Here is a 25,240-nt window from a genome sequence, read left to right as displayed (position 1 = left end):
CTGCAACAACTCTGTAGGCAGAGCTATCGTATGCGGGCCGCCGCCACGGAGGGACCGCCATGCCGCACGCCACCGCGCCGCCCGTACGCCCGGACGAGCGCGTCGCCGTGCCGACGGGACGGGCCGCCGCGGTGCTGCTGGTGCTGCTCGGCACGATCACCGCGTTCGGGCCGCTCTCCCTGGACACCTACCTCCCGGCGTTCCCGGAGATGACCCGCGACCTGGCCGCCAGCCAGGCACAGATCCAGCTCTCCCTGACCACCTGCCTGATCGGCATGGCGGTCGGCCAACTCGTCACCGGCCCGCTCAGCGACCGCTGGGGCCGGCGCCGGCCGGTGCTCGTGGGCGTCGGCGCGTACACCCTGCTGTCGCTGCTCTGCGCGGCCGTGCCGTCGGCCGAGGCCCTGGCCGCGGCGCGGTTCGCGCAGGGCTTCGCCGGCGGCATGGGCGTGGTCGTCGCGCGCGCCGTCGTCCGCGACCTCTACGCCGGCCGGGACGCCGCGAAGTACTTCTCCCGGCTCACCCTGGTATTCGGCATCGCCCCGATGGCCGCACCGGCCTTCGGCAGCCTGGTGCTGCGCTTCGGCTCCTGGCGTACCGTCTTCGTCGCCCTCGCGGCGATCGGCGCGCTGCTCGCCGCCGCCGTCGCGTGGCGGCTGCCGGAGACGCTGCCCGCATCCCGACGCAGCACCGGCGGCCTCGCCGCCACGGCCGCCGCCGGCCGCTCGCTCTTCACCGACCGGATCTTCCTGGGGTACGCGCTGGCGCAGGGCCTCGCCTTCGCCGGACTGTTCGCCTACATCTCCGGATCGTCCTTCGTCTTCCAGGACGTCTTCGGCGTCTCGGCCGGCACGTTCAGCCTGATCTTCGGCGTCAACGCGCTCGCCCTGGTCGCCGTCGGTCAGGCCAACGCCCGCCTGCTGGACCGCTTCGAACCCCGCAGGCTGCTGATCGGGCCGCTCGGGGTGGGGGTGCTGGCCGCCGCCGCGGTGCTCGCGGGCGCGCTGCTCGACGTCCTGCCGCTGGTGGCGGTGGCCCTGTTCGTCTTCGTCGGATCACTCGGCATGGTGACGCCGAACGGCACCGCGCTCGCCCTGGACCGGCACGCCGCCCACGCCGGCACCGCCGCCGCCCTGCTGGGCGCCATCCAGTCGGTGGTGGGGGCGGCAGCGGCGCCGCTGGTCGGGCTGGGTGGGGAGGGCACCGCCGTCCCGATGGCAGTGGTGATCACCGGTGCGGCGATCGCCTCCCTCGCCGTCGTCCTCACCCTGGCCCGCCCGCGCCGGTCCATCACGGCGGCCTCCGCCGAGGGCAGACTGTGAGCATGGCGGGGCCGGTTCCCGTCGATGGCAGGTGGCGGCGTCAGATGTTGAAGTCCCGGATCGCGGCGCCGCCCGACGCGGCCGTCGCCACGGTTGAAGCGGTCAGCGGACGCGGTACTCGTCGTCGGCCGGATTGCCCCGGTCCTTGCCAGCTGGGCAGCGACACTCGTCCGGGCCGCTGCCTCCGACCCGGCGCGCACCACGGAGCCCGACCGCAGGGGGCCAGGCCGTCGCCGGGCCGCCGGCCGTCAGACGGAAATACCGAACGACGACCGACGGCAACGACGTCTGCCCAGGCTGCAGCAGGTCGACGACCTGATGATCAGCCAAGGCGGCTGAGGCTTACCGGTAGTTCGTGAACTGGAGGGCGACGCCGAAGTCATCGCCCTTGAGCAGCGCGATGACGGCCTGGAGGTCATCCTTCTTCTTGCCGGTGACCCGGAGCTGGTCGCCCTGGATCTGCGCCTGGACGCCCTTCGGGCCCTCGTCGCGGATCTTCTTGCTGATCGCCTTGGCCTTGTCCGAGTCGATGCCCTGGATGACCTTGCAGTCGATCTTGAAGGTCTTGCCCGACGAGCGGGGGTCCCCGGCGTCCAGCGACTTCAGCGAGATGTTCCGCTTGACCAGCTTCTCCTTGAAGACCTCCAGCGCGGCCCGTACCCGCTCCTCGGTCTCCGCCTGGAGGCTGATCGCCTCCTCGCCCGACCAGGAGATCTCGGCGCCGGTGCCCCGGAAGTCGAACCGCGTCGCGAGCTCCTTCTCCGCCTGGCGGAGGGCGTTGTCGACCTCCTGGCGGTCGACCTTGCTCACGATGTCGAACGACGGGTTCGCTGCCATGCTCATGCTCCTGCTGTCCGGCGGTTTGTGGTCCTGTGTCCCCCGCTGACCAGCGGTACGACCCCCTGACGGTACCCGGTTGCGCTCCTGCCGGGGGGAGCCGCTATCCTTGCTACCGCTGCCGCGTTACGACGCGGTGGGGTGCCCTGGCGGGTTGCCCGAGCGGCCAATGGGAGCGGACTGTAAATCCGTCGCGAAAGCTACAGAGGTTCGAATCCTCTACCCGCCACCAGGAGCACCAACGGCCCCTGACCAGCAGGAATGCTGATCGGGGGCCGTTGTCGTATGTCCGGCCGAGTCCGGCTGCGTCCAGCCGTTGACCCGACTGGTTGTGGACAGGTCGATCTTGTCCCTGAGGGCTCTCTGAGGCTGCGAACGCGGGTGCGGGCGGACGTGCACCGGCTGGCACGGGCCCTGCGTGTGGTGATTGGCTGAGGCCCGCGTGGCTGAACGCTGGCGTTTCGCAGACCGAGGCCGCCGGCGCCTGGGCCACGGCGTCGCCGTCCTGCTCTGGGTCTACGCGAAACGGCGTCGACGGCGGAGACGACACCATGAACGAAAAAGATCGGCGACGCACTCGGATGAGAGTTCTTGGTTCATCTGCTCTCGACTTTGGCGTCGCTGCCTGGATTACGTCGGCCGCTGTATTCGATCCGACGCTCCAGAGGATGGCGGCGTCCTGGAGGCTGGTGAGGGCATCCTCGCTGTGCATCGGTACATGGTCCGCTGCCATGCCGGCGCTGTCGCCGAGATGTCCACCGCCGAGTGGATGTGCCCAGCGTCCCGCCGACCGAGGTCGCCCGGCGCCTGGGCCACGGTGTCGCCGTCCTGCTCCGGGTCTACGCCAACCGCATCGACGGGGAGACGACACCATGAACGACAGGATCGGCTCCGCGCTCGGATGACACTCGTCTCGCTTCCGTCTGACGTCCGATCGGCGCATTCTGGCCCCTGTGAACATCTTCACCGTCCTGGCCGCCGTCTTCCTCTACCTGTGGCTTCCGTTGTCGATCATTGCCGCCGTGATCGCAGTAGGGGTTTTGCTGGCCTGGTCTGCCGTCCGTTCGCCGAGGGACACGCAGTCGGAGCAGTTGCGGTCAGCAAAGCGGGCCACTGTGGCGGTGTCGGCGCTGGGCCTGGCGGCCGCGCTCGCAGTAGTACGCCTGGCGACTGGGTTCTGGCGGGCGATAAGACGGGGTATTGCCTCCCTGCCGGTGGCGCTGAGGTCACTGACGGTCGAGCCGCCGCCGGGAGGCGCCTTCAACGACTCCCGGGACGTGTGGCCGATGCCTCGGGACGACTGAGGAACGGCGGCCCCAGCGGACGTGGGCACATGGTGGGCGGTCGAGCCGCCACCAGGTGTAGAAAGAGGCCCTTGACCAGTGTGAACGCCGGTCAAGGGCCTCTTTCGTGAGTCTCGCTGAGTCCTGCTCTAGCCCGCTCGATCTCGCTGGCTGTGTCACCTACGTGGCACCGGGATCAACACCCTCGGCCTCGTGAACCGGGTGTGTCTGCTCCGGTTCGTCCGGCCTAGGCTTCGTCTCGCGGATCTTGCAAGCGGCAGCATGATCCGTACCACCGGCTACGTCAGGACCATCGACATGATTAGCGACATCATCCGGGCGCAGATTGTTAGGAACGTCGATGCCGAGCGTGACGACACCATCGAGGAACTGCGGGAGATTTTCAGCTACCCGTATCACGCCGATACCGGCGCGCTGATCTTCAGGCTGGAGGTCGACCGTGGAGCCTTCGGCATCAATCTCGTTGCCGCCGACCGCGACGGCGGCTATATCCGTGTCAACAGCCTCGGTGAATCGCTCTATGCAACCAGGTTCAACCGCTTCGGGTTCGGCTGGTCCGCCTTCGCGAACTGCGGCATCAAGGTCGACGAGATCGGACGGCTGCAGCAGGCCGGCCGGTTCGCCACACGGCACCTGTACGAGTGGCTCACCGACCGCTTCGCCGAGGCAGGGGGCCTGGACTTCCCCATCGCCTGTGTCCTAATCAAGCACGAGGCGTCACGCGGGTGGCACCTCCAGCAGCGGACGTGGACTACGCGCTACAGCGCATGAGCGCGTTGCGGTGCCTTCAACCAGGGGTTGGGCTGGCGCGGCAGTCGGAAGCCCTGAGGCGCTCCCGCGCGGAAGATCAAGATCTCGGACCTGCATCAGCCGGCGGTTGCGATCAGATCGTCTACTTCACCGTACGCATCGGCTGGCCGGTCAAGATGTTGTAGCCGACAGTGATCAAGATCATGGCGCCGCCGACTGCGAAAACTACGCCGACCACCCGTTCCAACAGGATGAAGCGCGCCAGGCGCTCCTCGTGCGGGACGTCTGGTAGCCAGCGCCATGGCGGAACTCGCCGCAGCACCCCCGCCGTGGACATCGACCGCCGCACGTGCCACTCCGTCACGCCGCGAAAGTTGGTGGCCAGGGCGACGCCTACGAGGCTCACAGCCGGGCCGACGATGACAGCCGCCAGGACACGCCATGTCTCCATCTGACCCCCTCCGGTGTGGTTACCGGATCCTAATTGGCGGCCCCTGTGTCGCCGTACCCCTGTTTGTCGACGTTCATGCTGGTCGGAGGCTTCGGGTGCATCGTGGTCGGCGTCGCGGACCTGGATCGTCGCGCCCTGCGTCGAATTGCTGAGGCCTTTGGACTACTGCTACTGGCCCTACCGTGCTGGGGTCATGCACTGGTTCTGCGAGCCAATGCCCCCGGCCATCGGACCCGTCACCTGCACCTGGTCCCGACCGGCCGGCAAGACTGACCTGATCGGGAGGCAGGCCGAGGCGGCTCGGGCCGGGGCCGCAGCCAGAGACGCGACGAACGGCAAACCCGACAGCACGACGTAACCGCCCGGCCCCTGTCCCACTTTGTAGATCACCACGTCGTCCGGACCGAGCGTCAAGCACCAGGTGGGACCGGACCTGGCGTCTGGGAGCGAGCCCAAGATTTCGTACGACATCCTGGCCGGGCCAGGAGCCGTTGCCGGTCACCGGTGTGCGGCTTCCCTCCGGGTGTACGACGTCCAACCCCCGGTGAGCCGGGCGGGTGGCGGTGAGTATGAGCGGTATGGGACATCCGGAAGGCGGTGGACAGGGTCAGGACCTGTTGCAACGTCGCGAGAACGTGCGGCAGGCCAACTTCCTGGAACTGTTCGTCGACCTGGTGTTGGTGTTCGCCCTGGCCGGGGTGGTCAGCCGCGTCACCCGGGACATCGTCAGCGATGACGCTGTCGTCCGGTGGCGGTCGATGGCCTTCCTGCTGGTGCTGTCGCTGCCGCTGATCTGGTTGTGGATCACGACCGCACACATCACCAGCTGGTTCGACCCCCGCCGCCGCAAGATCCAGTGGATTGTGCTGGCCAGTGCCTTCGGTCTGCTGGTCATGTCGACCTCGTTGCCGTACGCGTTCGTGGGCCGCGGGTGGGCGTTCGCGCTGCCGTACGTGATCCTGCAGTGCGGCCGGCCGCTCATCCTGATGCCCGCGCTGCGCGGGCACCCCCTCCGGCAGCTCTACCTCCGGTCAGTGCTGTGGTACGCGGCCACGGCGGTGATCTGGCTCGCCGGCGCGGTCGTCACCGGCGGCACCCGGGCCGCCCTGTGGGGGGTCGCCGTGACCATTGACATCGTCGCCGGGCAGCTGCGCTGGCCGGTGCCGGGGATGGCCCGGCCGGCGCAGATCAGTGCGTGGGCCATGGACAGCCGCCACCACCTGCCCGAGCGCTACCAGCAGTTCCTGATGATCGCCCTCGGGGAAACCGTGCTCGCCGTCGGCCTCACGCTGACCTACCAGCCGGTCACCGCAGCGACCGCCGCGGGGCTCGTGGTGGCGTTCCTGTCGACGGTGCTGTTGTGGCGCATCTACTTCTACCGCTCCGGCCAGGTCCTCGCCGAAGCCGTCGCCGCGGCGGGGGACCGGTACGCCGCCGGCCGCGCCACCGGCACTGCCCACGTCGTCATGGTGACGGGCATCGTCGCCGCCGCCGTCGGCTTCGAGATCGTGCTGAAACACCCGGGCGGCCGGCCCGAGCCGGTGTGGCTCGTCGCGATCCTCGGCGGTCCAGCGCTGTTCCTCTACGGCCGCATCCGTCTGGAACGCATCGTGTTCGACCGACTTTCCCTCCGCCGCGTCGTCGCCATCGTCGCCCTGGCTGTTGCCGCCGTTCCCCTGTATTTCGCCCCACCGCTGGCCGCTGCGGTCGTGGCCGCGCTCGTGCTGCTCGCCGTCGCCCTCGCCGACGCCCGTCACGCCGCCGGCCGTCCCCCCGAGGCGCCCTCCCCGGCGCACTAGGTCGACCTACGTCATACGGCGGCCTCGCTCTGGCCGGATGCCGGCGTCCCGCCGACGGAGGTTGCCCGGCGTCCGGGCCACGGCGTCGCCGTGCTGCTTCGGGTCTACGTCAACCGCATCGACGGGGAGCCGACGCACATCCGGACGGCCGGCGAGGCCCGTGCGGCGCCGGACGGGAGGCGTCCGCTCCCGCAGCCCCGATCGTGACCGGATTATCCGGATCCGCCGCTCCGGCCGCATTGCCCTCCACCGATCGGACGCATGGTGTCTCGACACTGGTGCGATGGCGCAGACCGGGTATGGTGGTCGATGCCCGGGCGCGTGTCCGGATGGGTGGTGCGGCTTCCCGGGCGACTGATGGGTGGTAGCCGTACGATCGGCCGACCCCTGCCAGCCCGGTCGCCGAGCGGTATGCGTCGAAGGTCGTATTCGGCACTGTACGAAGTGGGTGGTGGCCGTCGCAGGCTCGTGATCTGGTCTGCTGCGACGAGGGTGGTGGTCCGAACGGCGGAACGTCACCGACGCTCGGGCCGCCAGCAGGCGCACGGCTTTTCTGGGTACCTGCCTTGTGGCACGATCGTGGAACCTCCACCATCCCCGTGACACTTCCCTGACAGGAGCAAACATGTCTGGTCGAAGGCTGGGCCGGCTGCTTGGCTCGTTTTTCGTACTCGCCGCCGTGGCTGGTGGCGTCTTCGTCGGTGACGCCTCGAACGTCGGCGACGCCCAGTTGTTGGATTTCGTCTGGAACATGCCCAAGCTCTGACGAAACACGACGTCGATGATGTGAGCCGGCGCGGCCGGTGAGGGGAGCGGCATGGCGGGTCGAGGCCGCACCGGTCCCCGCTCGACGGAGTACGCCTGGCTGATCACCGGGCCGCTGGCGATGCTCGCCGTCGTCTGCGCCACGGTCGTCGGCCTGGTCGCCCCGGAGCCGTTCGGCGAATGGCCACTGGCAGTGCTGCTGCTGGTGGCCATGGTGGCTGCCGGCATGCCGGTGCTGAACTTCACGGTCCGGCGGCAGTCCATCGGGATGACGCTCAACGAGATCCCGCTCGTCCTGGCGTTCTTCCTCGTCCGGCCGCTCACGGTCGTCGCCATCTACACACTCTCGGCGATCATCACCCACCTGCGGCACCCCTCCACCGCCACGAAGTTCTGGTTCAACGTGGCCCGGGCCGCCGCCGGCTCCTCGCTGGCGGTCCTGGTGCTCCAGGCGTTCCCACCGGTGCAGGGCGTGGGTCCGGCCACCTGGCTGACCCTGTTCGTCGCGGCGAGCATGGTGAACCTGGTGAGCCTCACCGCGATCGCCGGGGTGCACACGCTGCTCCAGGGCTGGCAGGCCGGGCGCGAGGTCTTCCGGAAGTCCCCGCCGGGCCTGCTGGCCGCGGCGATCAACATCGCCTGCGGGATGATCGTCCTGATCCTCATCGCCGCCACCTGGTGGTCGTTGCTGCTGCTGGCGGTCCTGGTCGCCGCGCTGGCGCTCGTCTACCGGGCGTACGCCCAGTTCTTCCGGCAGCACCGCACGCTCGCCGACATGTACGAACTGAGTCGCGCGGTGAGCGAGAGCGGTCAGTACGGGACCCTGCCCGACGCCCTCCTCGGGCGGGTACGGGCCCTGATGCAGGCCGAGTACGCCACCCTCTGGTTGCCCGCCCAGGGGCGGCACCCGGAGGTGCTGCTCACCGCGCGCAACGACGACCCGGGCCTGCTCGACTTCGCCAAGACGCCGGCCGCGCTGCGCGAACGCGCCCGCGACGAGGGCCGTACGGTGGCCGTCGGGCGGGGCCTGATGACCGACGCAGACCTGCGCGCGGCGCTGTCGGCGGAGCGCGTCAAGGACGTGATCGTCATCCCGTTGCGGTCCGGCCAGGCGGTCATCGGGACGCTGGAGGTCGCCAACCGCCTCGGTGACAGTAATCACTTCGTCCGCACCGACGTGCCCCTGTTCGAGACGGTGGCGGCGCACGCGGCGGTGGCGTTGGAGAATTCCCGGCTGGTCGACCGGCTACGGCACGACGCGTACCACGACGCGTTGACCAAGCTGCCCAACCGGCGGCGGATCACCGGCGCCCTGGACGAGGCGGTCAAGATCCGGGCACCCGGCGAGGTGGTGGCGCTGCTGCTGTTCGACGTCGACCGGCTGAGACAGGTCAACGAGTCCCTGGGGCACGCGGCCGGCGACAAGGTCCTCGCCGAGGTCGCCGACCGGCTGCGCGCCTGCGCCCCGTCGTCGGCCCTGGTCGGCCGGGCCGGCGGGGACGAGTTCCTGGTCACGCTGCGGCTGGAGAGCGCCGAGGCGGCGGTGGAGCTGGCCGCGCAGTTGCGCGAGCAGATCCGCGACGAGATGGTCTTCGACGCGCTCACCCTGGACGTGGACACGGCGGTCGGCGTCGCCGTACACCCGGATCACGGCAGCGACGCGGCCTCCCTGCTGCAACGGGTGGACCTGGCGGCGACGGCGGCCAAGTCCGTGCCGGGCAGCGTGCAGCTGTTCAGTCCGGCGCTGGAGTCCCGGTCGCTGCGGCGGCTGGGGCTCGCCGGCGACCTGCGGCGGGCGCTGGACGACGGCGAGCTGAAGGTCTACTTCCAGCCGAAGGTGACGCTGCGGGACCGCCGGCTGGTCGGCGTGGAGTGCCTGGCGCGGTGGGAGCACCCGGCCCACGGGTCGGTCGCCCCGGAGGACTTCGTCGCGGTGGCCGAGCACACCGGCCAGCTCGGCCGGTTCACCGAGTTCGTGCTCCGCGAGGGGCTGCGGCGCAGCCGGGACTGGTCGCACGCCGGCCAGCCGCTCTCCGTCGCGGTCAACCTCTCCGCCCGTACGCTCACCGACCAGCACTTCCCGGCCCGCGTGCAGGAGTTGCTCGACGAGTACGACGTACCGCCGCAACGGCTCACGCTGGAGATCAAGGAGGCCGGGGTGCTGGACGGCACCGACCGTCCCATCCCGACCCTGCGGCGGCTGCGGGACCTCGGCGTACGGCTGTCGGTGGACGACTTCGGCACGGGGGATTCGTCCCTGGCGCACCTGCGCCGGCTGCCCGTGCACGAGGTGAAGGTTGACCGCTCCTTCGTGCAGGGCATGGCGACGGACCCGGGCGACCTGGCGATCGTGAACGCCGTGGTCACCCTCTCCCAGCAGTTCGGCCTGGCCGTGGTCGCCGAGGGGGTGGAGAGCGAGCTGACCCTGGAACTGCTCCAGGACATCGGCTGCGAGATCGGCCAGGGCTTCCTGTTCAGCCGGCCGCTGCCGTACGAGCGGCTGGAGGCCTGGTTCGGCGCCCAGGTGGATCCGGAGACGATCTCCGCCGGGGAGCTGCCCCGGCTGCGCGTCGTGCCCTGAGCTGTGGAAACGCGGCTCTGGGGGATCCGATTTCATCTCCGCCGCACGGCCGTGTAATGTATCCCCTGCGCGTCACCCCCCGGGGAGATCGCGCAGGCCCCCTTAGCTCAGTCGGCAGAGCGTCTCCATGGTAAGGAGAAGGTCTACGGTTCGATTCCGTAAGGGGGCTCAGAGGGTCCGGCTGGACCCGCCACGGCGGTGTAGCTCAGATGGCAGAGCAAGCGGCTCATAATCGCTGTGTCGCCGGTTCAAGTCCGGCCACCGCTACTCTCGTTCACCGGGCTAGCTCCCGGTGGCCGGTGGGATGGGCGCCACAGGCGCCCACTTTGCATGTCCGCGTGGTCAGCGCGTAGGCTGATGCGCCGTAGTTGTTACCCGTAGCGAGGAAGGCACTCCGCCGTGGCGAAGGCGACCGATGTCCGGCCGAAGATCACTTTGGCGTGTGTGGAGTGCAAGGAGCGCAACTACATCACGCGCAAGAACCGTCGTAACGACCCGGACCGCATCGAGCTGAAGAAGTTCTGCCCGCGGGACGGCAAGCACACGGTCCACCGCGAGACCCGCTGACCCGCGGCCGGCTCCGCCGGCCTGGTCCCCGCACTTCCCGATCGCCGGTCCGTCAGGACGGCGCGGCTCCGGCCGCCGTCGCCCCGTACGGATCGGCGATCTTGTTTTGCGTGTAGGTTCGCGGCATGTCCCTGGACCCGTCCTTCGTCGGCCGGACGTACCCGCCGACCGCCCCCTACCAGGTGGGCCGAGAAAAGATCCGTGAGTTCGCGACGGCGATCGGCGCCGCCGACCCGGCCCACCACGACCCGGAGGCCGCCCGCGCGCTCGGCCACCCGGACGTGGTCGCCCCGCCGACCTTCCCCGTGGTGGTCAGCATGGCCGCCAGCCAGCAGATCATCGACGACCCGGCCCTCGGCGTGGACTACAGCCGGGTCGTCCACGGCGACCAGCGCTTCGCCTACACCCGTCCGGTGGTGGCGGGGGACGAGCTGGTCTGCGTCTGCGTCGTCGAGGACGTCAGCAGCCGCGGCGGGCACGACTTCCTGACCACCCGCACCGAGGTCGGCACGTCGACCGGGGAGCCGGTGGTGACCGTCTGGTCGAAGCTCGTCGTACGCGGGGAGGGCTGAGATGGAGCTGCCAGCCAAGACGTTCCGGGTGACGCGCGCGGACCTGGTCCGCTACGCCGGCGCCTCGGGGGACTTCAACCCGATCCACTGGAGCGACCGGTTCGCCACCAAGGTGGGTCTGCCCGGCGTGATCGCCCACGGCATGTTCACCATGGCGCTGGTCGGCCGCGCGTTGACGGAGTGGGCCGGCAGGCCGGACGCGGTGGTCGACTACAACGTCCGCTTCACCCGGCCGGTGGTCGTCCCCGACGACGACGAGGGCACCGAGATCGAGGTCACGGCGGTCGTCCGGGAGGTCACCGAGGAGGGCCTGACCAGGCTCGACGTGACCGCGACCTGCCGGGGGGAGAAGGTGCTCTCGCAGGCCCGGGCGACCGTCCGGACGGCCCGCTGACCAGGCGCGCGACGCGCGATGGGCAGACCGGTTGGGAAAGTCGTGCGACTACCCGTACACTGGTCCGCCGTGGGGCAAGTGACCCCTGCACGGTCCTTTGACCGGGCGGGGTGAGCGTTGCCGCACAGGGGTGTAGCTCAATTGGCAGAGCAGCGGTCTCCAAAACCGCAGGCTGCAGGTTCAAGTCCTGTCACCCCTGCGCCTCAGGCCTGACCGTTCCCGTGGGTCGCGCCGCCGCAGGGCGGCGTCCGGCCCGTGGTGGTGGCATCGGCGGGGTGGTTCCGAGGCATTCGGGTCCGTCCGGCCGGTCCACCGGCCGCGGCCCGTCGCGGGACGGTTGGTCCGGCCGGCGTGACCAAGCGCTGCGCACGCCCACCGCGTGCGACCCGACATCCCGCGACGGAGGGCGAAGTGGCCGACAAGAAGCGGCGCGGCGAGGACGCCGGCGACGACCGTCTGCACGACGAGGTCGTCGACGACGTGGCCGACGACGACGCCACCGACGCCGAGGAGCCGGTCTCCCGGGGCGGCACCGCGACGCGGTCGCGGGCGAAGGCCGAGTCGGCCGACAGCCGGCCCAAGACCAAGACGGACACCGATCGCGTCGGTCTGTTCGGCCGCATCGCCCGATTCATCCGCGAGGTCGTGGCCGAGCTGCGTAAGGTCATCTGGCCGACCCGCAAGGAGCTGCTGACCTACACGGCCGTGGTGGTCGCCTTCGTCACGGTGATGCTGACGATCGTGGCCGGCCTGGACTTCGCCTTCGCGAAGGGCGTGCTGTGGGTCTTCGGCAACCCCAGCTGACCGGCCGACTGAGCCGATAGTGACGGAAGTGAGCGAGCGTGCCTGAGTACGACGAGACCGCCGAGACCACGGACGAGCAGTCCACGGTGGCGACGGCGGCTGGTGACGAGTCGGTCGAGGCCGCCAGCGAGCCGGAGTTCCCCACCACCGAGCCCGCCCCGGACGAGAACTACGACCCGGTCGCCGAGCTGCGGCAGAAGCTGCGTTACGCGCCGGGCGACTGGTACGTGGTGCACTCGTACGCCGGCTACGAGAACAAGGTCAAGACCAACCTCGAGACCCGGATCACGAGCCTCGACATGGAGGACTACATCTACCAGGTCGAGGTGCCGACCCGGGAAGAGGTCGAGGTCAAGAACGGGAAGCGGTCGCAGGTGCAGGCCAAGGTCTTCCCGGGCTACATCCTGGTCCGGATGGAGCTGACCGCGGAGTCCTACTCCTGCGTGCGCAACACGCCGGGCGTGACCGGCTTCGTGGGCGCCACGGACCGGGCCGACCGCCCGGCCCCGCTCTCCCTCGACGAGGTGCTGAAGTGGCTGGCGCCGGCCGTCGAGACCGAGCAGAAGAAGGCCAAGCCCGAGATCAAGGTCCTCGACTTCGAGGTCGGCGACTCGGTCACCGTCACCGACGGCGCCTTCGCCTCGCTGCCGGCGACGATCAGCGAGATCAACGCCGACCAGCAGAAGCTCAAGGTGCTCGTGTCGATCTTCGGCCGCGAGACGCCGGTGGAGCTCAACTTCAACCAGGTCGCCAAGATCTGAGGTCCCGGTCGCCGGCGGTGGGCAGCAGCCCGCCGCCGGCGTACTCGTTCCACCCGCCCGTGCGACCTCGGCGGGAGGGGCGGCGGGACGCTGCGCTACCCTAGAACGTCGCCGCTGTCGCATCGCGCTGACCGTGCGCGCCCGCGGCCGGCACCTTTCCCAGTTTCAAGCCCCAGGAAGAGACATGCCTCCGAAGAAGAAGCTCGTCAAGACTTTCACGCTTCAGCTGCCGGCGGGCCAGGCCACCCCGGCGCCGCCGGTCGGCCCCGCGCTCGGCCAGCACGGCGTGAACATCATGGAGTTCTGCAAGTCCTACAACGCGCAGACCGAGTCCCAGCGGGGCGACATCGTCCCCGCCGAGATCAGCGTCTACGAGGACCGCAGCTTCACGTTCGTGCTGAAGACCCCGCCCGCCGCCCGGCTGCTGATCAAGGCCGCCGGCGTGCAGAAGGGCTCGGGCGTCCCGCACAAGGAGAAGGTCGGCTCGGTCACCCGCGCCCAGGTACGCGAGATCGCCGAGAAGAAGATGGCCGACCTCAACGCCAACGACGTCGACCAGGCTGAGAAGATCATCGCCGGCACCGCCCGGTCGATGGGCCTCAACGTCACCGACTGACGCCGGTCACCGCCAGATCCAGTTCGTGGGAGGGCGTGCGGACGCCGCGGCCCGCCATAGACCACAGGAGTTACCAGAACATGCAGCGCAGCAAGAGCTACCGCAAGGCCGCCGAGGTCGTCGACCGGTCCAAGCTCTACACCCCCGCCGAGGCCGTGAAGCTGGCCAAGGAGACCACCAACGTCAAGTTCGACGCCACGGTCGAGGTCGCGATGCGCCTCGGCGTCGACCCCCGCAAGGCGGACCAGATGGTCCGCGGCACGGTCAACCTGCCGCACGGCACCGGTAAGACCGCCCGCGTGATCGTCTTCGCCGCCGGCGCGAAGGCCGAGGAGGCCGCCGCCGCCGGTGCGGACGAGGTGGGCACCGACGAGCTGGTCGCCCGGATCCAGGGTGGTTGGCTCGACTTCGACGCGGCGATCGCCACGCCGGACCAGATGGCCAAGATCGGCCGGATCGCGCGGATCCTGGGCCCGCGCGGTCTCATGCCGAACCCGAAGACCGGCACGGTGACCATGGACGTCACCAAGGCCGTCGCGGACATCAAGGGCGGCAAGATCACCTTCCGGGTGGACAAGCACTCCAACCTGCACCTGATCATCGGCAAGGCCTCGTTCTCGGAGACCCAGCTGATCGACAACTACGCGGCGGTCCTCGACGAGGTCCTGCGGGCCAAGCCGTCCGCCGCGAAGGGCAAGTACCTCAAGAAGGTCACCCTCACCACCACCATGGGCCCGGGCGTCCCGGTCGACCCGAACCTGGTGAAGAACCTGCAGGAGGCCCCGGCCGAGGGCTGAGCACCCGCAGCACCCGTGACGGGGCGTCGCCACATCGTGGCGGCGCCCCGTTCCCTTTCCGCTGTGGCATGCTCGGCTGGGTGCGACTGGAGAACGTCTGGCTGCGGTACCGGCGGCGCGGGCCGTGGGTGCTGCGGGAGACGGATGTGCGGGTCGGTTCCGGTGAGGTCGTGGTCGTGCTCGGCCGCAACGGCGTGGGCAAGTCGACCCTGCTCCAGGTGGCGGCCGGGGTGCTGCGGCCGAGCCGGGGGCGCGTGGTCGACCGGCCCCGACACGTCGGGTGGGTCCCGGAGCGTTTCCCGGCCGACCAGCCCTTCACCGTCGAGCGCTACCTGACCGCCATGGGTCGGGTCGCCGGCCTCGGTCCGGCGGCGACGGGCCGGGCGGTCGACCACTGGACCGACCGGCTGGGCCTGGCCCGGTTCCGCCGAATCCGGCTGCCGGAGCTGTCCAAGGGCACCGCCCAGAAGGTCGGCCTGGCCCAGGCGATGCTGCGTACCCCCGGCCTGCTGGTGCTCGACGAGCCGTGGGAGGGCCTCGACGCCGCCACCCGGGAACTGGTGCCCGCGGTGATCGCCGAGGTGTTGGCAACGGGCGGGTCGGTGCTGGTCAGCGACCACCGCGGCGAGATCGCCCGACTGCCCGGCGCCCGCCGCTGGACGGTGGCCGACGGCACGGTCACCGAGGGTGCGCCGCCGGCCGACGCGGCGATGGCGGTGGTCGAGGTCGCGGTGCCGGCCGCGCGGGTCGCCGGCACCGTCGCCCGGTTGCGCGCCGAGGGCCATCACGTCCTGCGCGTACGCCCCGGGGCGCCGACCCCCTCCGGCACGCCGGACGGGGTCGCGATCGCCGAGGGGGCGGCGGAGGCCGGCGTGGCGGAGCCGACCGGTCCGGCCACCGGGGGAGCGGGGTGACCGCCCTGCTCCGGCTGCGGCTGGCCGGCTTCCTGCGGACGGGGCGGGCGTTGGCGCCGCTGCTCGCGGGCCTGGTGGCCCTCGGCGTCCTCTACGGCGGCGGCCGAGCCCAGCCGGGGGAGGCGTACGGCGTCTCGGCGGTGGTGCTCTTCCCGGTGCTGGCCTGGCAGACCAAGGTGCTGCTGGACGTGGAGCCCGACGTGCAGCGCCGGTTGGCCCAGGCGCTGGTCGGGGTGCGCCGGGAGCGGCTGGCCGGCCTGCTCGCCGCCGGCGTGGCCGGGCTCGGCACGGTGGTCGTCGCGCTGGTCTTCCCCTGGCTGGTCGGCGGAGTCGCCGGCCCCGTGGGGCCGGACGACCGCTCGGTGCCCCTCGGCCTCGCCGTCGGCCTGTGGGCGCACCTGCTGGCCGTACCCGCGGCGGTGGCGCTCGGGGCGCTGGCCAGCCGCGCCTGCGCGGGCAGCGCCGGCTACGGCGTCGCCGTGCTCGCGCTCGGCGGGGTCGGCGCGGTGGCCCTCGGCCTGAGCGGCTCGGTGGCGCCGTGGCTGGCGCCGCCGGTGATGGCGACCGCGCGGGCCGCCGCCGGCGACCTGGCCGCGTCGACCGTGGCTCTGCTGACCGGCTGGGCCGTGGCGTGGAGCGCGGTCGCCGGGGCGGCCTACCTGTGGCGGCGTCGCACCCGGCCCTGACCGGCGGCCCGCTCCCGGGGCCCACCGGAGGGGTGACGTGGTGCACCCCGGGGGCGATTTGGTGGTCAGGGCACTCTTCGCGTAACCTTGGCGCGAAGTTCCACCCAGAGACCGCTGGTCACCGTGCCCCGGCACGGTCGAAGGTCCCGCGACGACGGGCGACCCGCGCAGGGCGGTAAGCGAAAATCGGTGCTGAGCACGGTCCGCCGACTGTGCCCGTGGCCCGGCCCTCGCCCCGTGCGCCCTGCGCCGGGGCTTTCTCGTTCTCGTGATGCCTCCGCTCCCGTCGAACGCTCCGGCCGACGACGGTGACCAGCCTCGAGCAACGAGAGAGGAGGGACATGGCGGACAAGCCGATCCGGGCCGACAAGGCCACGGCCGTCGCTGAGCTGACCGAGAGCTTCCGTAACGCGGGTGCCACGGTGCTGACCGAGTACCGCGGTCTGACGGTTTCCCAGCTCACCCAGCTGCGGCGCTCGCTCGGCAAGGAGACCAGCTACACGGTCGCGAAGAACACGCTCGCGAAGCGTGCCGCGTCCGACGCTGGCATCTCCGGCCTCGACGAGCTGTTCACCGGTCCTACCGCGCTGACTTTCGTTTCGGGCGACGTCGTCGAGGCGGCGAAGGGCCTTCGCGACTTCGCGAAGGCCAACCCGAAGCTCGTCATCAAGGGCGGTGTCTTCGAGGGCAAGGCCATTTCCGCGGCCGAGGTCACGAAGCTCGCCGACCTGGAGTCCCGTGAGGTGCTGCTGGCCAAGCTGGCCGGCGCGATGAAGGGCAACCTGAGCAAGGCCGCGGCCCTGTTCCAGGCCCCGCTCTCCAAGGCCGCCCGTGCGGCGGCCGCCCTGGCGGACAAGCGCGAGAAGGAGGGCGCCGAGGCGGCCTGAGGCCCCGCGGCGCACCCAGTTCTTACCTAACAGATTCAGGAAAGGACGCCAGACATGGCGAAGCTCAGCACCGACGAGCTGCTCGACGCGTTCAAGGAGATGACGCTGATCGAGCTCTCCGAGTTCGTGAAGCAGTTCGAGGAGACCTTCGAGGTCACCGCCGCGGCTCCGGTCGCCGTCGCCGGCGTGGCCGGCCCGGCCGGCCCGGCCGCCCCGGTCGAGGAGGAGAAGGACGAGTTCGACGTCATCCTCGAGGCTGACGGTGGCAAGAAGATCCAGGTCATCAAGGTCGTGCGCGAGCTGACCGGCCTGGGCCTCAAGGAGGCCAAGGACCTGGTCGAGGCCGCTCCGAAGGCCGTCCTGGAGAAGGCCAACAAGGAGACCGCCGACAAGGCCAAGGCCAAGCTCGAGGGCGAGGGCGCCAAGGTCACCCTCAAGTGACCTGAGGTCGACCAGGCGCGCGTCCGGCTCACGTGAGCCGGGGCACACGCGTCACGGCGGGCGGTGATCCGACAGTGGATCGCCGCCCGCCGTCTTGGTGGCCGGGTCGCAGCGCGGTGAGCAGGGCGTTCACGCCTGGCGTCGCCGCGTACGCGGTGTGTGGCGGTAGCCCCTGGGTGGGAAAGACGGGGCGACCCGGATGCCGGCCCTTGACGCGGCCCCGGGCTGACAGGCACGCTGACACCAGCAAGACCTTCCGCGCTTGCAACGGCCACCACTTGGGTAATGGCAGCGGCAGCACCATCGGCCGCGACACCCGAGCGGCCCGGCAGGAACGTCGCGTTCCGAGCGGCCCGGTGAGACCCGGTTCCAGGGGTCCCGAGGCGCGTTCCGCGACGACCTGCGGGGTGGGCTGGACAGCGGTTAGCCTCTCGGCTACACTGCTAGTTTGCGCTGCCTTCCGACTTGACCCCTGCTCGGAAATGTCCGTTTACGGATAATTCTGGCGGGGTCATTGGAGTGCACGCGTACCAGCCGTTCTGCAGCACCGGTCCTCGGAAGGACGCATCTTGGCAGCTTCCCGCCCTGCGAAGACCAGTCGTACGTCGAGCGCATTCGCTCCCCGCCGAGTCTCATTCGGCAGGATCACCGAACACCTCGAGGTCCCCAACCTCCTCGCCATCCAGAACGAGTCCTTCGACTGGCTCGTCGGCAACGAGGCTTGGCAGGGCCGGTCGGCGGACGACCCGCACGCACGCTCGGGTCTCGCGGAGATCCTCGACGAGATCAGTCCCATTGAGGACTTCTCCGGCACCATGTCGCTCTCCTTCTCGGCTCCGCGCTTCGACGAGGTCAAGGCCTCGATCGAGGAGTGCAAGGAGAAGGACCTGACCTACTGCGCCCCGCTGTTCGTGACCGCGGAGTTCACCAACAACACCACCGGCGAGATCAAGAGCCAGACGGTGTTCATGGGTGACTTCCCGATGATGACGCCGAAGGGCACCTTCATCATCAACGGCACCGAGCGCGTCGTGGTCAGCCAGCTCGTCCGGTCCCCGGGCGTCTACTTCGACAAGCAGCCGGACAAGACCTCCGACCGCGACCTCTCCAGCGTCAAGGTCATCCCCAGCCGGGGTGCCTGGCTGGAGTTCGACATCGACAAGCGCGAGACGGTCGGCGTTCGCATCGACCGCAAGCGCCGGCAGGCCGTCACGGTGCTGCTCAAGGCCATCGGTTGGTCGGCCGAGCGGATCCGTGAGCGGTTCGGCTGGTCCGAGCTGATGATGACCACGCTCGAGAAGGACCACATCGCCGGCCAGGACGAGGCGCTCCTCGACATCTACCGGAAGCTCCGCCCTGGCGAGCCGCCGACCCGCGAGAACGCCCAGACCCTGCTCGACAACCTCTTCTTCAACCCGAAGCGGTACGACGTCGCCAAGGTCGGTCGTTACAAGTTCAACAAGAAGCTCGAGCTGGACGTGCCGATCACCACCGGCACGCTGACCGAGGACGACATCGTCGCCACCGTGGAGTACCTCTGCCGGCTGCACGCCGGTGAGGAGGGCTACGAGGCCGACGACATCGACCACTTCGGCAACCGGCGCCTGCGTACGGTGGGCGAGCTGATCCAGAACCAGGTCCGGGTCGGGCTGTCCCGGATGGAGCGGGTCGTCCGCGAGCGGATGACCACCCAGGACGTCGAGGCGATCACGCCGCAGACCCTGATCAACATCCGCCCGGTCGTGGCGGCGATCAAGGAGTTCTTCGGCACCTCGCAGCTGTCCCAGTTCATGGACCAGACGAACCCGCTGGCGGGCCTGACCCACCGGCGCCGGCTGAGCGCGCTCGGCCCGGGTGGTCTGTCCCGGGAGCGGGCCGGCTTCGAGGTCCGCGACGTGCACCCGTCCCACTACGGCCGGATGTGCCCGATCGAGACGCCGGAAGGCCCGAACATCGGCCTCATCGGCGCGCTGTCCACCTTCGCCCGGGTCAACCCGTTCGGCTTCATCGAGACGCCGTACCGGAAGGTCGTCGACGGTCGGGTCACCGACCAGATCGACTACCTGACCGCGGACGAGGAGGACCGGTTCGTCAAGGCGCAGGCCAACGCGCCGCTGACGGCCGACGGGGCGTTCGCCGAGGACCGCGTCCTGGTCCGCCGTAAGGGCGGCGAGACCGAGGACGTCCCGCCGGCGGCCGTGGACTACATGGACGTGTCGCCGCGGCAGATGACCTCGGTCGCGACCGCGATGATCCCGTTCCTCGAGCACGACGACGCCAACCGGGCGCTCATGGGCGCGAACATGCAGCGCCAGGCGGTGCCGCTGGTCAAGGCCGAGTCGCCGCTGGTCGGCACCGGCATGGAATACCGTGCCGCGGTCGACGCCGGTGACGTGGTGGTCGCCGAGGTCGGTGGCGTCATCGAGGACCTCTGCGCCGACTACATCACCATCCACCAGGACGACGGCCACCGCCGCACGTACCTGCTGCACAAGTTCCGCCGCTCCAACGCCGGCTCCTGCGTCAACCAGAAGCCGGTGGTCTTCGAGGGCGACCGCGTCGAGGCCGGCCAGGTCATCGCCGACGGTCCGTGCACCGACGAGGGCGAGATGGCGCTCGGGCGCAACCTGCTCGTGGCGTTCATGACCTGGGAGGGGCACAACTACGAGGACGCGATCATCCTGTCGCAGCGCCTCGTGCAGCAGGACGTGCTCACCTCGATCCACATCGAGGAGCACGAGGTCGACGCCCGGGACACCAAGCTGGGCCCGGAGGAGATCACCCGCGACATCCCGAACGTCAGCGAGGAGATGCTCGCCGACCTCGACGAGCGCGGCATCATCCGGATCGGCGCCGAGGTCGTCCCCGGCGACATCCTGGTCGGCAAGGTCACGCCCAAGGGTGAGACCGAGCTGACCCCGGAGGAGCGGCTGCTCCGCGCGATCTTCGGTGAGAAGGCGCGCGAGGTCCGCGACACCTCGCTGAAGGTGCCGCACGGCGAGACCGGCACGGTCATCGGCGTGCGGACCTTCTCCCGCGAGGACGGCGACGAGCTGCCGCCGGGCGTCAACGAGCTGGTCCGGGTCTACGTCGCCCAGAAGCGGAAGATCCAGGACGGTGACAAGCTCGCCGGCCGCCACGGCAACAAGGGCGTCATCTCCAAGATCCTGCCGATCGAGGACATGCCGTTCCTGGAGGACGGCACGCCGGTCGACATCGTGCTCAACCCGCTGGGTGTGCCGAGCCGGATGAACATCGGCCAGGTGCTGGAGACCCACCTCGGCTGGGTGGCCAAGACCGGTTGGAAGGTCGAGGGCGACGACGCCGAGTGGAAGCGCCAGCTCCGCTCGATCGAGGCCCACGAGTCCGAGGCGGACACGAACGTGGCCACCCCGGTCTTCGACGGCGCCCGCGAGGAGGAGATCTCCGGTCTGCTCGCGTCGACCCTGCCCAACCGGGACGGCAAGCAGCTGATCGGCTCCAGCGGCAAGGCACGGCTGTTCGACGGCCGCTCCGGCGAGCCGCTGCCGGACCCGATCGCGGTCGGCTACATCTACATCCTGAAGCTCAACCACCTGGTCGACGACAAGATCCACGCCCGGTCGACCGGCCCGTACTCGATGATCACGCAGCAGCCGCTGGGTGGTAAGGCGCAGTTCGGTGGTCAGCGCTTCGGTGAGATGGAGTGCTGGGCGATGCAGGCGTACGGCGCCGCGTACGCCCTGCAGGAGCTGCTGACGATCAAGTCCGACGACGTCCTCGGCCGGGTCAAGGTCTACGAGGCGATCGTCAAGGGCGAGAACATCCCCGAGCCGGGCATCCCCGAGTCGTTCAAGGTGCTGCTCAAGGAGCTGCAGTCGCTGTGCCTCAACGTCGAGGTGCTCTCCAGCGACGGTGTGGCCCTCGAGATGCGCGAGACCGACGACGAGGTGTTCCGGGCCGCGGAGGAGCTGGGCATCGACCTGTCCCGGCGCGAGCCGAGCTCGGTCGAAGAGGTCTGAGGTGAGCGGTCGGGGGCCGGCTCGCCGGCTCCCGACCCCACCCACTAGCTAGCAGTACAGACGACGACATAGGGGACATAGTGCTCGACGTCAACTTCTTCGACGAGCTGCGCATTGGCCTCGCCACCGCCGACGACATCCGTCAGTGGTCACACGGCGAGGTCAAGAAGCCTGAAACGATCAACTACCGCACCCTGAAGCCGGAAAAGGACGGGCTCTTCTGCGAGAAGATCTTCGGTCCGCAGCGGGACTGGGAGTGCTACTGCGGTAAGTACAAGCGGGTCCGCTTCAAGGGCATCATCTGCGAGCGCTGCGGCGTCGAGGTGACCCGGTCGAAGGTCCGCCGTGAGCGCATGGGCCACATCGAGCTCGCCGCTCCGGTGACCCACATCTGGTACTTCAAGGGCGTGCCGAGCCGGCTGGGCTACCTGCTGGACCTCGCCCCCAAGGACCTCGAGAAGATCATCTACTTCGCCTCGTACGTCGTGACGAGCGTGGACGCCGAGGCGCGTCACCGCGACCTCTCGACGATCGAGAACGAGATCCTGGCCGAGAAGCGGCAGGCCGAGAACAGCCGCGACTCGGAGATCGAGAAGCGGGCCGCCAAGCTCGAGGCCGACCTGGCCGAGCTGGAGGCCGAGGGTGCCAAGGCGGACGTCCGGCGCAAGGTCAAGGAGGGCGGAGAGCGCGAGATGCGCCAGATCCGCGACCGGGCCCAGCGCGAGATCGACCGACTGGACGAGGTGCTCGACACCTTCCGCAAGCTGGAGCCGAAGCAGCTGGTCACCGACGAGCTGCTCTACCGCGAGCTGCGGGACCGGTTCGGCGAGTACTTCACCGGCGGCATGGGCGCCGAGGCCATCAAGGCGCTGGTCCAGAACATGGACCTCGACGCGGAGGCCGAGAGCCTGCGCGAGACCATCCGCTCCGGCAAGGGCCAGCGGAAGATCCGGGCGCTCAAGCGGCTCAAGGTCGTCGCGGCGTTCCTGAACACCCGCAACTCGCCGCTCGGCATGGTGCTGGACTGCGTTCCGGTCATCCCGCCGGACCTGCGCCCGATGGTGCAGCTCGACGGTGGCCGCTTCGCGACCTCCGACCTGAACGACCTGTACCGCCGCGTGATCAACCGGAACAACCGCCTCAAGCGGCTGATCGACCTCGGCGCGCCCGAGATCATCGTCAACAACGAGAAGCGGATGCTCCAGGAGGCCGTCGACGCGCTGTTCGACAACGGCCGTCGCGGCCGGCCGGTCACCGGCCCGGGCAACCGCCCGCTCAAGTCGCTGTCCGACATGCTCAAGGGCAAGCAGGGCCGGTTCCGCCAGAACCTGCTGGGCAAGCGCGTCGACTACTCCGGCCGTTCGGTCATCGTGGTCGGCCCGAAGCTCAAGCTGCACCAGTGCGGCCTGCCCAAGCAGATGGCGCTGGAGCTGTTCAAGCCGTTCGTGATGAAGCGGCTGGTGGACCTCAACCACGCGCAGAACATCAAGTCCGCCAAGCGGATGGTCGAGCGGCAGCGGCCGGTCGTGTGGGACGTGCTGGAAGAGGTCATCGGCGAGCACCCCGTCCTGCTGAACCGGGCGCCGACCCTGCACCGGCTGGGCATCCAGGCCTTCGAGCCGCAGCTGGTCGAGGGCAAGGCCATCCAGATCCACCCGCTGGTCTGCACCGCGTTCAACGCCGACTTCGACGGTGACCAGATGGCGGTGCACGTGCCGCTGTCCGCCGAGGCCCAGGCCGAGGCGCGGATCCTGATGCTGTCGTCGAACAACATCCTCAAGCCGGCCGACGGCAAGCCGGTCACGATGCCCACCCAGGACATGGTCATCGGCCTCTACCACCTCACCCACCTCACCGCCGGTGAGCGGGGCGAGGGCCGGGCGTTCAGCTCGGACGCCGAGGCCCGGATGGCCTTCGACAACGGCGAGCTGCACCTGCAGGCTCCGGTGAAGATCCGGCTGCGCGGCGTGGTCGGGGTCGACAACGGCGCCGGCGCCGAGCCGTGGACCGCCCCGGAGGGCTGGGTCGAGGGCGACCCGCTGACCGTGGAGACCACCCTCGGCCGGGTGCTGTTCAACGAGACGCTGCCGCAGGGCTACCGCTTCGTGAACTACGAGATCCGCAAGGGTCAGCTCTCCGCGATCGTCAACGACCTCGCCGAGCGCTTCCCCAAGGTGGCGCTGGCCGCCACCCTGGACGGGCTCAAGGAGGCCGGTTTCCACTGGGCCACCTGGTCCGGCGTGACGATCGGCATGGAGGACGTCATCGCTCCGCCGCGCAAGCGGGAGATCCTGGAGCGGTACGAGAAGGAAGCCGACCGGATCGACAAGCAGTACCAGCGTGGTCTGATGACCGCCGAGGAGCGCCGCGGCGAGCTCATCGAGATCTGGACCAAGGCGACCAACGAGGTCGCCAAGGAGATGGACACCGCGCTGCCGCAGGAGAACCCGCTGTGGAAGATGATCAACTCGGGTGCCCGCGGTAACCTCCTCCAGCTCCGGCAGATCGCGGCGATCCGTGGTCTGGTGGCCAACCCGAAGGGTGAGATCATCCCGCGGCCCATCAAGGCCAGCTACCGGGAGGGTCTCTCCGTGCTGGAGTACTTCATCTCCACGCACGGTGCCCGGAAGGGTCTCGCGGACACCGCCCTGCGTACCGCCGACTCGGGTTACCTGACCCGTCGTCTGGTGGACGTCTCGCAGGACGTGATCATCCGCGAGGAGGACTGCGGCACCGACCGCGCCATCCCGATGCAGATCGGCGAGCGGATCGACGGCAAGCTGGTCGTGCACGAGCACGCCGAGACCAGCGTGCACGCCCGGACGCTGGCCGACGACATCAAGGGGCCGGACGGCACCGTCGTCGCCGAGCGGGGCCAGGACATCAACTCGATCCTGGTCGACAAGATCGTCGCCGCCGGGGTGGAGACGGTCCGGGTGCGCAGCGTGCTCACCTGCGAGTCGAAGCTGGGCGTCTGCGGTGCGTGCTACGGCCGCTCGCTGCCGACCGGCAAGACCGTGGACGTCGGCGAGGCGGTCGGCATCATCGCCGCCCAGTCGATCGGTGAGCCGGGTACGCAGCTGACGATGCGTACCTTCCACACCGGTGGTGTCGCGGGTGAGGACATCACCCAGGGTCTGCCCCGTGTCCAGGAGATCTTCGAGGCCCGGGTCCCGAAGGGCAAGGCGCCCATCGCCGACACCCCGGGTCGGATCCGGATCGAGGACGGCGAGCGGTCGCGGAAGATCATCGTGGTGCCGGACGACGGCAGCGACGAGATCGTCTACGACAAGATCTCCAAGCGGGTCCGGCTGCGGACCCACGACGGCGACCACGTCGAGGTCGGCGAGAAGCTCACCGAGGGCACCATCGACCCGCACGAGCTGCTGCGCATCCTCGGCCCGCGCGCGGTCCAGGTCCACCTGACCCAGGAGGTCCAGGAGGTCTACCGCTCGCAGGGTGTGCTCATCCACGACAAGCACATCGAGATCATCATCCGCCAGATGCTCAAGCGGGTGACGGTCATCGACTCCGGCTCGACCGAGTTCCTGCCGGGCGTGCTGGTCGACCGGGCGCTGTTCGAGTCGGAGAACCGCCGACTCGTCTCCGAGGGCGGCGAGCCCGCCGCCGGTCGCCCGGTGCTGATGGGTATCACCAAGGCCTCGCTGGCCACCGACTCCTGGCTCTCGGCGGCCTCCTTCCAGGAGACCACCCGGGTGCTGACCGACGCGGCGATCAACTCGCGCAGCGACTCGCTCGTCGGCCTCAAGGAGAACGTGATCATCGGTAAGCTCATCCCGGCCGGTACGGGCATCAGCAAGTACCGCAACGTCCGGGTCGAGCCGACCGAGGAGGCGAAGGCCAAGGTCTACTCGATGACCGGCTACCCCGAGACCGACTACGGCTTCGGGCCGGCCAGCGGCCAGGCGGTTCCGCTGGACGACTTCGACTTCGGGTCGTACCGCTAAACAGCACGGACGACGAGGCCCCC

The 25,240-nt window shown here is 69.8% G+C and carries 21 protein-coding genes and 4 tRNA genes; 23 read left to right on the top strand and 2 right to left on the bottom strand.

What is annotated here, in order from left to right; all coding sequences use genetic code 11:
- Positions 1-59: 59 nt before the first annotated feature.
- Entirely contained in the window at positions 60-1,322 is a 1,263-nt protein-coding gene (locus ABT006_RS29225) for a multidrug effflux MFS transporter (protein WP_350711574.1), read from the top strand.
- A gap of 342 nt (positions 1,323-1,664) precedes the next feature.
- On the opposite strand, the gene ABT006_RS29220 is transcribed toward ABT006_RS29225, so the two are convergent.
- Positions 1,665-2,159, bottom strand: a complete 495-nt coding sequence (locus tag ABT006_RS29220) for a YajQ family cyclic di-GMP-binding protein (RefSeq protein WP_350711572.1) — start codon at positions 2,157-2,159, stop codon at positions 1,665-1,667.
- Positions 2,160-2,307: 148 nt separating this feature from the next.
- Here ABT006_RS29220 and ABT006_RS29215 point away from each other — a divergent pair.
- From ABT006_RS29215 to ABT006_RS29205, 3 genes are all read left to right on the top strand, one after another.
- Positions 2,308-2,391 (top strand) — tRNA-Tyr (locus ABT006_RS29215).
- Between the two features lie 721 nt (positions 2,392-3,112).
- Positions 3,113-3,463, top strand: a complete 351-nt coding sequence (locus ABT006_RS29210; RefSeq protein WP_350711570.1) for a hypothetical protein — start codon at positions 3,113-3,115, stop codon at positions 3,461-3,463.
- A gap of 192 nt (positions 3,464-3,655) precedes the next feature.
- Positions 3,656-4,234 (top strand): hypothetical protein, encoded by a 579-nt coding sequence (locus ABT006_RS29205; protein ID WP_350711568.1) that lies wholly within the window; start codon positions 3,656-3,658, stop codon positions 4,232-4,234.
- 121 nt (positions 4,235-4,355) lie between these two features.
- Here ABT006_RS29205 and ABT006_RS29200 read toward each other — a convergent pair whose 3' ends face one another.
- Positions 4,356-4,664 (bottom strand): hypothetical protein, encoded by a 309-nt coding sequence (locus ABT006_RS29200; protein WP_350711566.1) that lies wholly within the window; start codon positions 4,662-4,664, stop codon positions 4,356-4,358.
- Between the two features lie 578 nt (positions 4,665-5,242).
- Between ABT006_RS29200 and ABT006_RS29195 the strand changes: the two genes are divergently transcribed.
- From ABT006_RS29195 to ABT006_RS29105, 19 genes are all read left to right on the top strand, one after another.
- The gene (locus ABT006_RS29195; protein ID WP_350711565.1) at positions 5,243-6,463 is read left to right on the top strand and encodes a low temperature requirement protein A; all 1,221 of its coding nucleotides are present in this window, start codon (positions 5,243-5,245) and stop codon (positions 6,461-6,463) included.
- Positions 6,464-7,088: 625 nt separating this feature from the next.
- On the top strand, positions 7,089-7,229 hold the full coding sequence (locus ABT006_RS29190; protein ID WP_350711563.1) for a hypothetical protein: 141 nt from the start codon (positions 7,089-7,091) through the stop codon (positions 7,227-7,229).
- 51 nt (positions 7,230-7,280) lie between these two features.
- Entirely contained in the window at positions 7,281-9,809 is a 2,529-nt protein-coding gene (locus ABT006_RS29185) for a putative bifunctional diguanylate cyclase/phosphodiesterase (protein WP_350711561.1), read from the top strand.
- Positions 9,810-9,905: 96 nt separating this feature from the next.
- Positions 9,906-9,978: transfer RNA gene (locus tag ABT006_RS29180), tRNA-Thr, on the top strand.
- Positions 9,979-10,003: 25 nt separating this feature from the next.
- Positions 10,004-10,076: transfer RNA gene (locus tag ABT006_RS29175), tRNA-Met, on the top strand.
- 132 nt (positions 10,077-10,208) lie between these two features.
- Positions 10,209-10,376 carry a 50S ribosomal protein L33 gene (gene rpmG, locus ABT006_RS29170; RefSeq protein ID WP_013288652.1) on the top strand — a complete coding sequence of 56 codons (168 nt, stop codon included), beginning with the start codon at positions 10,209-10,211 and terminating at the stop codon, positions 10,374-10,376.
- Positions 10,377-10,501: 125 nt separating this feature from the next.
- Positions 10,502-10,948: an FAS1-like dehydratase domain-containing protein gene (locus ABT006_RS29165; RefSeq protein WP_350711559.1), complete on the top strand. Its 447-nt coding sequence runs from the start codon at positions 10,502-10,504 to the stop codon at positions 10,946-10,948.
- A gap of 1 nt (position 10,949) precedes the next feature.
- Complete coding sequence (locus ABT006_RS29160; protein ID WP_350681617.1) at positions 10,950-11,342, top strand: MaoC family dehydratase; 393 nt, start codon at positions 10,950-10,952, stop codon at positions 11,340-11,342.
- Positions 11,343-11,468: 126 nt separating this feature from the next.
- Positions 11,469-11,541: transfer RNA gene (locus ABT006_RS29155), tRNA-Trp, on the top strand.
- 212 nt (positions 11,542-11,753) lie between these two features.
- On the top strand, positions 11,754-12,146 hold the full coding sequence (gene secE, locus ABT006_RS29150) for a preprotein translocase subunit SecE (RefSeq protein WP_350681616.1): 393 nt from the start codon (positions 11,754-11,756) through the stop codon (positions 12,144-12,146).
- A 38-nt stretch (positions 12,147-12,184) separates the two neighbouring features.
- Positions 12,185-12,907, top strand: a complete 723-nt coding sequence (gene nusG, locus ABT006_RS29145; RefSeq protein WP_350711557.1) for a transcription termination/antitermination protein NusG — start codon at positions 12,185-12,187, stop codon at positions 12,905-12,907.
- Between the two features lie 184 nt (positions 12,908-13,091).
- Positions 13,092-13,523, top strand: coding sequence for a 50S ribosomal protein L11 (rplK, locus tag ABT006_RS29140; protein ID WP_350711556.1), 432 nt, complete (start codon positions 13,092-13,094; stop codon positions 13,521-13,523).
- Between the two features lie 80 nt (positions 13,524-13,603).
- Positions 13,604-14,320, top strand: a complete 717-nt coding sequence (rplA, locus tag ABT006_RS29135) for a 50S ribosomal protein L1 (RefSeq protein WP_350711554.1) — start codon at positions 13,604-13,606, stop codon at positions 14,318-14,320.
- Positions 14,321-14,400: 80 nt separating this feature from the next.
- Positions 14,401-15,234 carry an ABC transporter ATP-binding protein gene (locus ABT006_RS29130; RefSeq protein WP_350711552.1) on the top strand — a complete coding sequence of 278 codons (834 nt, stop codon included), beginning with the start codon at positions 14,401-14,403 and terminating at the stop codon, positions 15,232-15,234.
- On the top strand, positions 15,231-15,920 hold the full coding sequence (locus ABT006_RS29125) for a hypothetical protein (RefSeq protein WP_350711550.1): 690 nt from the start codon (positions 15,231-15,233) through the stop codon (positions 15,918-15,920). Before ABT006_RS29130 ends, ABT006_RS29125 begins: the two co-directional genes overlap by 4 nt.
- Positions 15,921-16,261: 341 nt before the next feature.
- Complete coding sequence (gene rplJ, locus ABT006_RS29120; protein WP_350682013.1) at positions 16,262-16,807, top strand: 50S ribosomal protein L10; 546 nt, start codon at positions 16,262-16,264, stop codon at positions 16,805-16,807.
- Positions 16,808-16,861: 54 nt separating this feature from the next.
- The gene (rplL, locus tag ABT006_RS29115; protein WP_350711548.1) at positions 16,862-17,248 is read left to right on the top strand and encodes a 50S ribosomal protein L7/L12; all 387 of its coding nucleotides are present in this window, start codon (positions 16,862-16,864) and stop codon (positions 17,246-17,248) included.
- A 569-nt stretch (positions 17,249-17,817) separates the two neighbouring features.
- Entirely contained in the window at positions 17,818-21,249 is a 3,432-nt protein-coding gene (gene rpoB / locus ABT006_RS29110; RefSeq protein WP_350711547.1) for a DNA-directed RNA polymerase subunit beta, read from the top strand.
- Positions 21,250-21,329: 80 nt separating this feature from the next.
- On the top strand, positions 21,330-25,217 hold the full coding sequence (locus ABT006_RS29105; protein WP_350682017.1) for a DNA-directed RNA polymerase subunit beta': 3,888 nt from the start codon (positions 21,330-21,332) through the stop codon (positions 25,215-25,217).
- The last annotated feature ends 23 nt before the right edge of the window (positions 25,218-25,240 follow it).

Origin of the sequence: Micromonospora sp. NPDC002717 (assembly GCF_040295705.1) — a bacterium.
In the GTDB taxonomy this organism is placed as follows: domain Bacteria; phylum Actinomycetota; class Actinomycetes; order Mycobacteriales; family Micromonosporaceae; genus Micromonospora.
This window is presented reverse-complemented; position numbering and strand designations above follow the sequence as displayed.

Coding starts and splice junctions, on each gene's coding strand:
- ABT006_RS29160 (WP_350681617.1), top strand. CDS start 10,950: ATGGAGCTGCCAGCCAAGACGTTCCGGGTGACGCGCGCGGACCTGGTC.
- ABT006_RS29190 (WP_350711563.1), top strand. CDS start 7,089: ATGTCTGGTCGAAGGCTGGGCCGGCTGCTTGGCTCGTTTTTCGTACTC.
- rplA (WP_350711554.1), top strand. CDS start 13,604: ATGCAGCGCAGCAAGAGCTACCGCAAGGCCGCCGAGGTCGTCGACCGG.
- ABT006_RS29195 (WP_350711565.1), top strand. CDS start 5,243: ATGGGACATCCGGAAGGCGGTGGACAGGGTCAGGACCTGTTGCAACGT.
- rplK (WP_350711556.1), top strand. CDS start 13,092: ATGCCTCCGAAGAAGAAGCTCGTCAAGACTTTCACGCTTCAGCTGCCG.
- ABT006_RS29185 (WP_350711561.1), top strand. CDS start 7,281: ATGGCGGGTCGAGGCCGCACCGGTCCCCGCTCGACGGAGTACGCCTGG.
- ABT006_RS29225 (WP_350711574.1), top strand. CDS start 60: ATGCCGCACGCCACCGCGCCGCCCGTACGCCCGGACGAGCGCGTCGCC.
- ABT006_RS29220 (WP_350711572.1), bottom strand. CDS start 2,159: ATGGCAGCGAACCCGTCGTTCGACATCGTGAGCAAGGTCGACCGCCAG.
- rplL (WP_350711548.1), top strand. CDS start 16,862: ATGGCGAAGCTCAGCACCGACGAGCTGCTCGACGCGTTCAAGGAGATG.
- ABT006_RS29200 (WP_350711566.1), bottom strand. CDS start 4,664: ATGGAGACATGGCGTGTCCTGGCGGCTGTCATCGTCGGCCCGGCTGTG.
- ABT006_RS29165 (WP_350711559.1), top strand. CDS start 10,502: ATGTCCCTGGACCCGTCCTTCGTCGGCCGGACGTACCCGCCGACCGCC.
- rplJ (WP_350682013.1), top strand. CDS start 16,262: ATGGCGGACAAGCCGATCCGGGCCGACAAGGCCACGGCCGTCGCTGAG.